Raw genomic sequence first — 9,163 nt, 5'->3', positions numbered from 1 at the left:
CATGATCATCGACGACGCCGAACCGAGGCCGCAGCGCGGGGCCTTGCTGGGCCAGCTGGCCCGCGAGGATCTGGATCTCTATTCGCTCGAGGAATGCCAGGACCGGATCGCCCGGCTTGAGGCCGAAATCGCCCGGGTCAGGGCGGCCATGGAGACCAAGTCCGCGCGCAAATCGGCCGCCGAGGCGCTTTTCAACTTCGGCTCGCAACGGCACGGTAGCCGTGGCATGACCGTTGCAGGTGACGGGGCCGACGCGGTTCCGGCTGCGGCGCTCCGGTTCACGTACAGGTAAATAGTGTTGATGACTGAAGAGACGTCCTCGCCCGATCTGACCCCGTCCGGCACGGCCGTGGACGGGCGCGTCGCCGTGGTGACCGACTTTGCTGCGTCCGACCTGTTCGAGCGCACCTTTCGCGAGGGCATGGAGCTGGTCGAGGAGACGGCCGCCTATCTGGACGGAGAGGGACGGCGCGACTCCAAGCTGCTGTCACGCTCCTCCGCCCTGGCCTATGCGGGCGAGAGCATGCGCCTGACCACGCGTCTGATGCAGATTGCTTCGTGGCTGCTGGTGCAGCGCGCCGTGCGTGAGGGCGATATGGCGGCCAGCGCGGCCTGTGAACCCCGCTACCGGCTGGCGGCGCGCAAGGTCGAGGGCGAGACGCCCCCGCCTGCAGACCTGCCGATCGCGCTCGTGGAATATGCGGTACGGGCCGAGAAGCTGTACGACCGGATTCACTATCTGGACCGGCGTATGTATGTGGACGCGACCCCGGCGGCCGACACGCCCAATCCGGTGCAGAGCCAGTTCGACCGGCTGTCAGCGGCCTTCGGAGCCCCCGGCGCTCAGACCTGAAGCCTTACGGCCCGACGTCGTTGGCGTCGACGCGGCCGTCCTGGACCGGGCGGGGCAGGGAGACGGCGATGCCGAGCGCATCGGCCAGCTTTTCATCGCGCTTGTAGACGTCCTCGCGGAAAGCCACGCGGCCCTGACCGTCAACGAAGGCCGTCCAGTACAGAAGGCGCACGCCGATCTCGCGGCCGGTGGTGACACGGGTGGTGCGGCGGGTCGCCTGGGCGGTGTCGAACTCCGCCAGTTTTTCGGGATCCGGCGACAGCAGCAGGCGAGCGAACTCGACCGCGTCCTGGACCCGGACGCAGCCGTGGCTGCGGTGACGGTAGGCCAGGTTGAAGGCCCCCTTGGACGGGGTGTCGTGCAGGAAGATGGCGTAGCTGTCGCGCAGCTCAAACTTGACGTAGCCCAGCGCTGAACTGGGACCAGCCCGCTGGATGACGGTGCCGTTCGAGATGTACATGTCATTGGCAGCCAGATAGCCCGGACCGCGGGGCAGAATCTCGTTGCGGGCGATGCCGGCCGGGACGTACCAGGGCGGATTGGCGACAACCGAGGCGAACGGCTTTTCAAGGCTGGGGGTCTGGTTGGCGGCGGTGCCGACCACCACGCGGTTCGAGTGAACCGGGCGACCGTCCTTCCAGTAGACCATGATGGCCGCGGCGGTATTGACCTCGATCCGCTCGGGCTCGACGTCGCGGGCCAGCCAGCGGCGGCGCTCGAGGTTGAGGGCGATCTGACGCGCGCGATCCTCGGCCGAGGCCGACAGGGACTGCTGGGTGCCAGACCCGATGCGGGCATCGACCGCCAGGCCGTGGCGGCCCTGGAAGCTGCGGACGGCTTCCTGCAGCTCGGGGCCGTAGAAGTTGTCGGCCATGGCCAGCAGGCGCATGCCCTGGGCCTCATCGAGGTCGCCCTCGGCGATCAGCCGCTGGATCAGCTGCGGCACGCGGCGATCCACGTCACCCGGCTCAATATTGGCGCCCAGGCGGAAGGTCGGCCAGCCGCCATTCTCGCGGATCATGCGGCGGTAACGGACGTACCCCGCTGAAAGATTGGTATAGCCGAGGTCGGTCGGGGCGAGGCCCTCGTACCATTCGACCACGCCCTGGGAGGCGAGGGCGCGATAGAGGCCCAGCGGCAGGTCGATGCGATTCTTGCGCATCTCCCACAGGTCCTCAACCGTCTCGGGGCGGATGCGGCCTTCGCTGAGCACCCGGGCGTAGCGCAGGGCAGCGGCGGTGGTGCGCATCTCGGCCATGTTGGCGTCGGCGGCCAGACCTTCGAAATCGAAGAAGTCGTACTGGGCGAGACCATGGCGCTCAGCCTTGGACGCGGCCGTGCGCAGATTGTCGAGGCGCGCGGCGGTCCACACGGGGGTCCAGCCGTTCATCTCATAGAAGACGCGGACGTCGGGCTGTTCCGTCTGGGGCAGGCGGGCGAGCTGATCGTTGAAGCTGTTGTAGAAGGCGACGGCCGTGGGATCGCGGGTCGGCGGGACGCCCTGCGGACGGCCCATCGGCGGATCCTGAGGCGCGTTCTGGGCATGGGCGGCCCGAGCCGCCCCCATGATGGCGGCGGTGGCTGCACCCAGACCGAGTTGTCGACGCGTGATCATGATCCGTTTGCCGTCCAGCTTGTCGCGGCGCCCGATATGGCCCCGCTGTTCTATAATCAACCGCAGCCTATCGGCGTTCCAGACAAACAGAAAGCGCCGCCCCCGAGGGACGGCGCTCTGTGGCTTCCGGGACGCACCCCTGACGGGGGCGGGCCGCTGGCTACTTCTTGATGAAGCCGCCGAATTTCGAGTTGAAGCGCGACACGCGACCGGCGCGGTCCATCAGGTGCTGGTTGCCGCCCGTCCAGGCCGGGTGCGTCAGCGGATCGATGTCGAGGTTCAGGGTCGCGCCTTCCTTCTGGTAGGTCGAGCGCGTCTGGTAGGTCGTGCCATCCGTCATCACCACGGTGATGAAGTGATAGTCGGGGTGGGTGTCCGCTTTCATCGCGTTGGTCCGGTCTGTTCAGGCGCGGTGACGATGCCGACCGTCGGTGCGCAAAATGGGAAACCCGCCAGAAGGTCCGGCGAGCGAGGGGCGGCGTTTACACCGGGTAGCGTTCCGGGGCAAGAGGCGCGGGCCATGACCGAAACTCCCCCGCTTTCCCGCTCCCCGGCCGACCTGGATGCCGAGGCCTCCGGCCGCCCCGGCGCGGGGGCCCAGTTGAGCGAGCGGCTGAGCGAGGCGGGAGAGCGTCGCACCCGGCAAAAGGACGTGCGTCCGCTTTTGCGCCTGTGGCCCTTTGCCGTCCAGCATCGCGGCCATGTGGCGCTGTCGGTGTTCTGGCTGCTTATGTCGACGGCGGCCTCGCTGGGCCTGACGGTGACCTCGCGGGGGGCCATCGACAACGGCTTCGAGGCCGGCGGGTCGCAACTGAATTTCTGGTTCCTGCTGCTGGGGCTGAACGCACTGTTCCTCGGGGTGGCCTCGGCGGTGCGCTATTATTTCGTGACGCGGACGGGCGAGCGGATCATCGCCGATCTGCGGACGGCCCTGTTCGGCCGGGTGCTGACACTCGACCCGGCCTTTTTCGTGCGGATGCGGACGGGCGAGGTTCTGTCGCGCCTGACGACCGACATCCAGCTGATCGACACCCTGATGACGACCTCGATCAGCTTTGCCCTGCGCAACCTGCTGACGATGATCGGGGGGATGATCCTGCTGTTCGTGGTCAGTCCCAAGCTGATGGGGCTGGTGCTGCTGGTGCTGCCGCTGCTGATCGTGCCGCTGTTCCTGTTCGGGCGGGTGGTGCGCAAGCTGACCGTCGATTCGCAGGACCGGTTCGCCGAGGCGGTCGGGTTCGCCGGTGAAAGTGTCGACGCCATCGAGACGGTGCAGGCCTTTGGCCGCGAGGCCTCGGCCATCGGCCGGTTCGGGGCGGCGGTGGAGGCGGCCTTTGGCGTGTCACTGAAGCGGATCCGGGCGCGGGCCTGGATGACCGCCATGATCATCACCCTGATGTTCGGCGGGGTGACGCTGGTGCTGTGGCTGGGCGCGCAGGACGTGATTGCCGGGCGGATGACGCCGGGCGCCCTGCTGCAGTTCGTGCTGCTGTCGGTGTTTGTGGCCGGGGCCGTGGGCGCGCTGGGGGAAAGCTGGGGCGATGTGCAGAAGGCCGCAGGCGCCATGCAGCGCATCGATGAGCTGATGCGGGCCCAGCCCGGCATCCGCCCGCCCGCCGCCCCGAAGGCCCTGCCTGAGCCGCCGGTCGGCGAGGTCGAGATGCGCGACGTCAATTTCGCCTATCCGGGGCGACCGGATTTGCCGGCGCTCCGGGATTTCACCCTGTCGGTGCGGCCGGGTGAGACGGTGGCGCTGGTCGGGCCGTCGGGGGCGGGCAAGTCGACGGTCTTCCGCCTGTTGCTGCGATTCTATGATCCGCAGTCCGGGCAGGTGCGGGTCGATGGGGTAGAGGCCTCGACGGTTGATCCGGTAGCCTTGCGCTCGCGCTTTGCATGGGTGTCGCAGGAGGCGCCGCTGTTCTCGGGCTCGGCCATCGAGAATATCCGCTTTGGCCGCGAGGATGCCGGGGTCGATGAGGTCCGCGACGTGGCCGAGCGTGCCCAGGCGCTGGCCTTCGTCGAGGCCCTGCCCGAAGGGTTTGACACGCCGCTGGGGGAACGGGCGCGCAGCCTGTCAGGCGGCCAGCGGCAGCGGCTGGCCATCGCCCGGGCCCTGATCCGGCAGGCACCGATCCTGCTGCTGGACGAGGCGACCAGCGCCCTGGATGCCGAGAATGAGCGTCTGGTGCAGGTGGCGCTGGACGAGGCCATGCAGGCGCGCACGACCCTGGTCATCGCCCACCGGCTGGCGACCGTGCTGCGCGCGGACCGCATTGTGGTGATGGACGAGGGCCGGGTGGTCGAGGTCGGCACCCATGGCGAGCTGGTTGCCCGGGGTGGCCTGTACGCGCGCCTCGCCCGTCTGCAGTTCAGGGCCGACTGAGCCCGATCAGGTTGCGCGCAGGATGGCCGCGATCTGGGGGTGCAGGTCCGAGTTGGCGACGAGAATCTGCTGGCCGTCGTGGACATTGCCGGTGCCGTCGATGGTGGTGGCCATGCCGCCCGCCTCGGTCACGAACAGCAGGCCCGCGGCCACGTCCCACGGCTTGAGGTTGCGCTCCCAGAAGGCGTCATAGCGGCCGGCGGCCACCCAGGCGAGGTCGAGGGCGGCCGATCCCAGGCGACGGATGCCGGCCACCCGCTGGCCCATGGCGTGGATGTCCTTGATCGCCTGGGCGTGACCGGTCTTGCCCATGAAGGGCAGGCCGGTGCCGATGAGGCACTGGCTGAGGTCGCGGCGGCCGGTCACGCGGATGCGCGTGTCGTTCAGATAGCAGCCCTTGCCCTTTTCGGCCCAGAACAGCTCGTTCAGCACGGGGTTGAAGGTGACCCCCGCGACGATTTCGGCCGTGCCGTCGGGCGCGCGACGCTCCAGCGCCACGGTGATGGCGAAGTGGGGCATGGCGTGGACGAAGTTGGTGGTCCCGTCGATCGGATCGACGATCCAGGTGTGCGACTTGTCGGTGCCCTCGACCATGCCGCGTTCCTCGCCGAGGAAGCCATAGCCGGGACGCGCCTTGGTCAGCAGTTCGAACAGGGTCTGCTCTGCCTTGATATCGGCGGCGGTGACGAAGTCTGCGGGGCCCTTGCGCGAGACCTGCAGCTGGGCGACCTCGCCGAAGTCGCGCAGCATCGGCCGGGCAGTCTTGCGGACCGCGTCGATCATGGTTTGCAGAAGGGCAGAGGCCAAAGCCATAGGGAATCTCCTGATCCACATGTCCTGAAAGGCATCGGCCCGGACAGGCGGAGAAGTTCAAGGGGAACGGTCCGGAATGGACCGTCCGGATCAGTCGGCGCGGCGGACGTATTCGCCGGTGGTGGTGTCGACCACGATCTTTTCACCGACGCCCATATAGGGCGGGATCATGATGCGGACGCCGTTGTTGGCGATGGCCGGCTTGTAGGACGAGGAGGCGGTCTGGCCCTTCACGGTCGGCTCGGTCTCGACCACTTCCAGATTGACCTGGTCCGGCAGGGAGAGGCCGATCGGGCGCTCCTCATGCATCTCGATGACGACCTTCATACCTTCCTGAAGATAGGGGATGCGGTCTTCGCCGACCCAGTCCTTCTGCAGCTCGATCTGCTCGTAGGTGGCGTCGTCCATGAAGACGAGGCTGTCGCCATTGTCGAACAGATAGGAAAAGTCCTTCTGCTCCAAGGTCACGCGCTCGACCTTGTCTTCCGAACGGAAGCGCTCGTTCAGCTTGTTACCGGTCTCGAGGTTCTTGGCCTCGACGTTGGCGAAGGCGCCGCCCTTGCCCGGCTTGACGTGGCTGGCCTTGGTGACGACCCAGAGGCCGCCGTTCACTTGCAGGACCATGCCGGGCTTGATGGTGTTGCCGTTGATTTTCATCAGATGTCGCTGGGGTTGGACTGCGCGCGCGCAGGCGTGAAATTTGGACGCGACCCCTACAGGGGCGACGGTCAAAGGGCAAGGCGCGGAACGGGATTGAGCTTGTCGACGAATACAACCAAGAGTATATAGATATCACCGATACCTATGAAAGGTTGTGTCATGCCTGTACCCGCAATCACTGCCGCCGATGTCGACTACGTCATGGACCTCGACGATGAGGATCTCGCCGCCCTGCTGGTCACGGCGGGGGCCGGCACCGAATATGACGATCCCGGCGCGGAGGGCGCGGCCGGCGCCATCGCCAAGAGCGCGAAGAGTGCCTCCGCTCTGGGCGGAAACTGGTTTCGCGAGCGCGCCCGGCGAATGTTCGAAAGGGCCTGGCCGAAGATCAAGGGCGTGGTGTGTCAGGCCTATAAGGACCGGGATGACCTCCAGGTCGGTGGCAAGGACTGGGTGAAATATCTCATCGGTTTGATCTTGCCCATCATTGGCATCGGATCGGGCTTTGCAGCGCTGCTTGCGATGTGGGCCGTGAGGCAAGGCCTGGATGCCCTGTGCGAGGTCGAGGATTGATCTAACCGCCCGAGGTCAATCGTCTTCGGTTGTCTCCTGAACCCGGTTGGCCAGCCGCACGCCCGAGCCGAGCGGGGAAGCCATCTTGCCGGCGCGAGTGTCTATCTGGCGGGCCTCGTGGGCGAAGGCCGCCGCCATGCCGGCGGACGACATGGCCGCGGCAATCTGCAGCCCGCGGCTGGCGGGGCGCAGGGCAATCCAGACGGCGTTGAGTGCCTGGGCCGCTGCCCAGAAGCCGAGGGCGCGGGTGCGCTCCGGCCGGGCCGGGGCGTTCCAGACGCGCAGCGCTGACAGGGTGGTGGCTGAAAACATGGCCGGCAGGATCAGGCCCAGTGATCCACGCGGGCGTTCGGTGACCGGCTGTTTCGAACCGCCTCGCGACTGGGGTCTCACCGAGACATGCGCCAGGGCCGTGGCCGCCAGGGCGAACCCAACGGTCAGTCCGAGACCCATCAGGACGTGGCCTCCATCCCGCTCGCGGGCGTTGATAAGGTCGGTCGCCTTGTCTTGTACGTCGTCGAGATCGAACATCCAGTTTCCTCCAGCCTTGCAGGAGGGAATGACCCGGCCTCACGTCCGTTCCCGATCAGTTGCCGGTGGCGCCCGCGTCGGTGACGATCTCTTTCATCGCGGACTGCAGATAGTTCTGCGCGCCCATCAGTTCGATCAGCTTGTGCTGGTTCTCGAGGAAGTCGATGTGCTCCTCGGTGTCGGACAGGATGCGCATCAGAAGGTCACGGCTGACGTAGTCGCGGGCTTCCTCGCACTGGGTGACGGCCGCCGAGGTCGTCTTGCGGCTGTCGAGTTCCAGCTGGAGGTCGGCGCCCAGGCACTCGATCGGATCCTCCCCCACCTTGAGCTTGTGGAGATCCTGCAGGTTCGGCAGGCCGTCGAGGAACAGGATACGCTTGATGAGCATGTCGGCATGCTTCATCTCGCCGATCGATTCCTCGTAGACGACGTTCCCGAGGTGCGACAGGCCCCAGCCTTCGAACATGCGGGCGTGCAGGAAATACTGGTTCACCGCCGTCAGTTCGTTGGTCAGGACCCCGTTGAGGGTGCGGATGATCGCGGGATCGCCCTTCATGGCCGAGGCCTTTCGGATTGGGGGCGGGGCCGCGCGTAGGGAATCGCCCGCCGTTAATGCAGGGCCTCAGCCTAGCACACCGAACGGCGGCTCTCAAAAATAATCTGCGTTTTCAGTAAGATGAGAACGACTTTGCGTGTCGCTCTCGACAGGGCGCCGCAGCTATTCGGCGGCCATGGCCCAGGACTCGCGCGTTTCCTGGATCATCTGGCGCATTTCGCAGACGCATTTGGCGCACTGGGCGCTGCACTGATGGTGGGCAAAGACGTCGCGGGGCCGGGTCGCACCCGAATCGATGGCCCTGGCCACGTCACGCTGCCTCAGGCCGTTGCAGTTACAGATGTACACGGAGCGCACACGCCGGATCAGTTGAGAACGCCTCGCTATAGCACCAATCAGGGCGACTGCAAATCGTTCGCATGGGCGATCCGACGTTGACGAATGCGGTGCGGCGTCGCACTTGCCCATCATGACCAAGACCTCCGTTCCCGCCCGGCTGCCGTGCCGGCTGTATCTGATCACGCCGCCGACCATTCCGGATTTGCCGGCCTTTGCCGATCGGCTGGTGGAGGCATTGGGGGCAGGGGATGTGGCGGCGCTGCAGATCCGGCTGAAGGATGTGCCGGATGCCGAGGTGCGCCGGGCGGTCGAGGTCCTGGCCCCTCTGGCGCAGGCGCGGGACGTGGCGGTGATCCTGAACGACCGCGCCGATCTGGCGAAGGCCACGGGCTGCGACGGGGTGCATCTGGGCCAGCAGGACGGGTCTGTGTCCGAGGCGCGGCGGCTGCTGGGGCCGGACGCCATGATCGGCGTCACCTGTCATGACAGTCGTCACCTGGCGATGGAAGCGGCCGAGGCGGGGGCGGACTATGTGGCCTTTGGCGCCTTCTTCCCGACGACGACCAAGGCGGTCGACTACACCGCCAGCCCGGACGTGCTGACGATCTGGCAGGAGACCATGGAGATCCCCTGCGTGGCCATCGGGGGCATTGATGCGTCCAATGCCGGCGCGCTCGCGGCGGCCGGGGCGGACTTTGTCGCGGTCAGCAGCGCCGTGTGGTCACACCCCGCCGGACCGGCCGAGGCGGTGCGTGACCTTAATGCGGCCATCCGCGCCTAGGCTTCAGGGGATATTAAAGGGCGGCGATTAAGCGTCACAGGCTGTTTGTGTGATGTGGA

The 9,163-nt window shown here is 66.8% G+C and carries 12 protein-coding genes; 5 read left to right on the top strand and 7 right to left on the bottom strand.

Annotated elements, in window-relative coordinates; translation table 11 throughout:
• The first annotated feature begins 1 nt into the window (after position 1).
• On the top strand, positions 2-292 hold the full coding sequence (locus V7672_RS01380) for a DUF1192 domain-containing protein (RefSeq protein WP_335622885.1): 291 nt from the start codon (positions 2-4) through the stop codon (positions 290-292).
• A gap of 9 nt (positions 293-301) precedes the next feature.
• Positions 302-853, top strand: coding sequence for a protease adaptor protein RcdA (gene rcdA, locus V7672_RS01375; protein WP_335622884.1), 552 nt, complete (start codon positions 302-304; stop codon positions 851-853).
• A gap of 4 nt (positions 854-857) precedes the next feature.
• Here the strand turns inward: rcdA and V7672_RS01370 are convergent, their stop codons facing one another.
• Entirely contained in the window at positions 858-2,468 is a 1,611-nt protein-coding gene (locus V7672_RS01370) for a L,D-transpeptidase family protein (RefSeq protein ID WP_335622883.1), read from the bottom strand.
• 160 nt (positions 2,469-2,628) lie between these two features.
• Complete coding sequence (gene rpmE / locus V7672_RS01365) at positions 2,629-2,853, bottom strand: 50S ribosomal protein L31 (protein ID WP_292160087.1); 225 nt, start codon at positions 2,851-2,853, stop codon at positions 2,629-2,631.
• 135 nt (positions 2,854-2,988) lie between these two features.
• On the opposite strand from rpmE, the gene V7672_RS01360 reads away from it, so the two are divergent.
• Positions 2,989-4,851 carry an ABC transporter transmembrane domain-containing protein gene (locus tag V7672_RS01360; RefSeq protein ID WP_335622882.1) on the top strand — a complete coding sequence of 621 codons (1,863 nt, stop codon included), beginning with the start codon at positions 2,989-2,991 and terminating at the stop codon, positions 4,849-4,851.
• Positions 4,852-4,857: 6 nt separating this feature from the next.
• Here the strand turns inward: V7672_RS01360 and V7672_RS01355 are convergent, their stop codons facing one another.
• Positions 4,858-5,664 (bottom strand): inositol monophosphatase family protein, encoded by an 807-nt coding sequence (locus tag V7672_RS01355; RefSeq protein ID WP_335622881.1) that lies wholly within the window; start codon positions 5,662-5,664, stop codon positions 4,858-4,860.
• A 90-nt stretch (positions 5,665-5,754) separates the two neighbouring features.
• Positions 5,755-6,321 carry an elongation factor P gene (gene efp, locus V7672_RS01350; protein WP_335622880.1) on the bottom strand — a complete coding sequence of 189 codons (567 nt, stop codon included), beginning with the start codon at positions 6,319-6,321 and terminating at the stop codon, positions 5,755-5,757.
• Positions 6,322-6,483: 162 nt separating this feature from the next.
• Between efp and V7672_RS01345 the strand changes: the two genes are divergently transcribed.
• Positions 6,484-6,897: a hypothetical protein gene (locus V7672_RS01345; RefSeq protein WP_335622879.1), complete on the top strand. Its 414-nt coding sequence runs from the start codon at positions 6,484-6,486 to the stop codon at positions 6,895-6,897.
• A gap of 15 nt (positions 6,898-6,912) precedes the next feature.
• Here V7672_RS01345 and V7672_RS01340 read toward each other — a convergent pair whose 3' ends face one another.
• From V7672_RS01340 to V7672_RS01330, 3 genes are all read right to left on the bottom strand, one after another.
• Positions 6,913-7,428, bottom strand: a complete 516-nt coding sequence (locus V7672_RS01340) for a tryptophan-rich sensory protein (RefSeq protein ID WP_335622878.1) — start codon at positions 7,426-7,428, stop codon at positions 6,913-6,915.
• A gap of 55 nt (positions 7,429-7,483) precedes the next feature.
• The gene (bfr, locus tag V7672_RS01335) at positions 7,484-7,984 is read right to left on the bottom strand and encodes a bacterioferritin (protein ID WP_335622877.1); all 501 of its coding nucleotides are present in this window, start codon (positions 7,982-7,984) and stop codon (positions 7,484-7,486) included.
• Between the two features lie 162 nt (positions 7,985-8,146).
• Complete coding sequence (locus V7672_RS01330) at positions 8,147-8,332, bottom strand: (2Fe-2S)-binding protein (RefSeq protein WP_123288382.1); 186 nt, start codon at positions 8,330-8,332, stop codon at positions 8,147-8,149.
• 121 nt (positions 8,333-8,453) lie between these two features.
• On the opposite strand from V7672_RS01330, the gene thiE reads away from it, so the two are divergent.
• Positions 8,454-9,104 carry a thiamine phosphate synthase gene (gene thiE, locus V7672_RS01325; RefSeq protein WP_335622876.1) on the top strand — a complete coding sequence of 217 codons (651 nt, stop codon included), beginning with the start codon at positions 8,454-8,456 and terminating at the stop codon, positions 9,102-9,104.
• Positions 9,105-9,163: the final 59 nt, after the last annotated feature.

The sequence above is a fragment of the Brevundimonas sp. genome (genome assembly GCF_036963785.1).
In the GTDB taxonomy this organism is placed as follows: Bacteria; Pseudomonadota; Alphaproteobacteria; order Caulobacterales; family Caulobacteraceae; genus Brevundimonas.
Note: the sequence above shows the minus strand (reverse complement) of the source record. Positions and strands in the feature narration are given on the sequence as shown.

Coding starts and splice junctions, on each gene's coding strand:
- V7672_RS01370 (WP_335622883.1), bottom strand. CDS start 2,468: ATGATCACGCGTCGACAACTCGGTCTGGGTGCAGCCACCGCCGCCATC.
- bfr (WP_335622877.1), bottom strand. CDS start 7,984: ATGAAGGGCGATCCCGCGATCATCCGCACCCTCAACGGGGTCCTGACC.
- V7672_RS01355 (WP_335622881.1), bottom strand. CDS start 5,664: ATGGCTTTGGCCTCTGCCCTTCTGCAAACCATGATCGACGCGGTCCGC.
- rpmE (WP_292160087.1), bottom strand. CDS start 2,853: ATGAAAGCGGACACCCACCCCGACTATCACTTCATCACCGTGGTGATG.
- V7672_RS01340 (WP_335622878.1), bottom strand. CDS start 7,428: ATGTTCGATCTCGACGACGTACAAGACAAGGCGACCGACCTTATCAAC.
- V7672_RS01360 (WP_335622882.1), top strand. CDS start 2,989: ATGACCGAAACTCCCCCGCTTTCCCGCTCCCCGGCCGACCTGGATGCC.
- efp (WP_335622880.1), bottom strand. CDS start 6,321: ATGAAAATCAACGGCAACACCATCAAGCCCGGCATGGTCCTGCAAGTG.
- V7672_RS01380 (WP_335622885.1), top strand. CDS start 2: ATGATCATCGACGACGCCGAACCGAGGCCGCAGCGCGGGGCCTTGCTG.
- rcdA (WP_335622884.1), top strand. CDS start 302: ATGACTGAAGAGACGTCCTCGCCCGATCTGACCCCGTCCGGCACGGCC.
- thiE (WP_335622876.1), top strand. CDS start 8,454: ATGACCAAGACCTCCGTTCCCGCCCGGCTGCCGTGCCGGCTGTATCTG.
- V7672_RS01345 (WP_335622879.1), top strand. CDS start 6,484: ATGCCTGTACCCGCAATCACTGCCGCCGATGTCGACTACGTCATGGAC.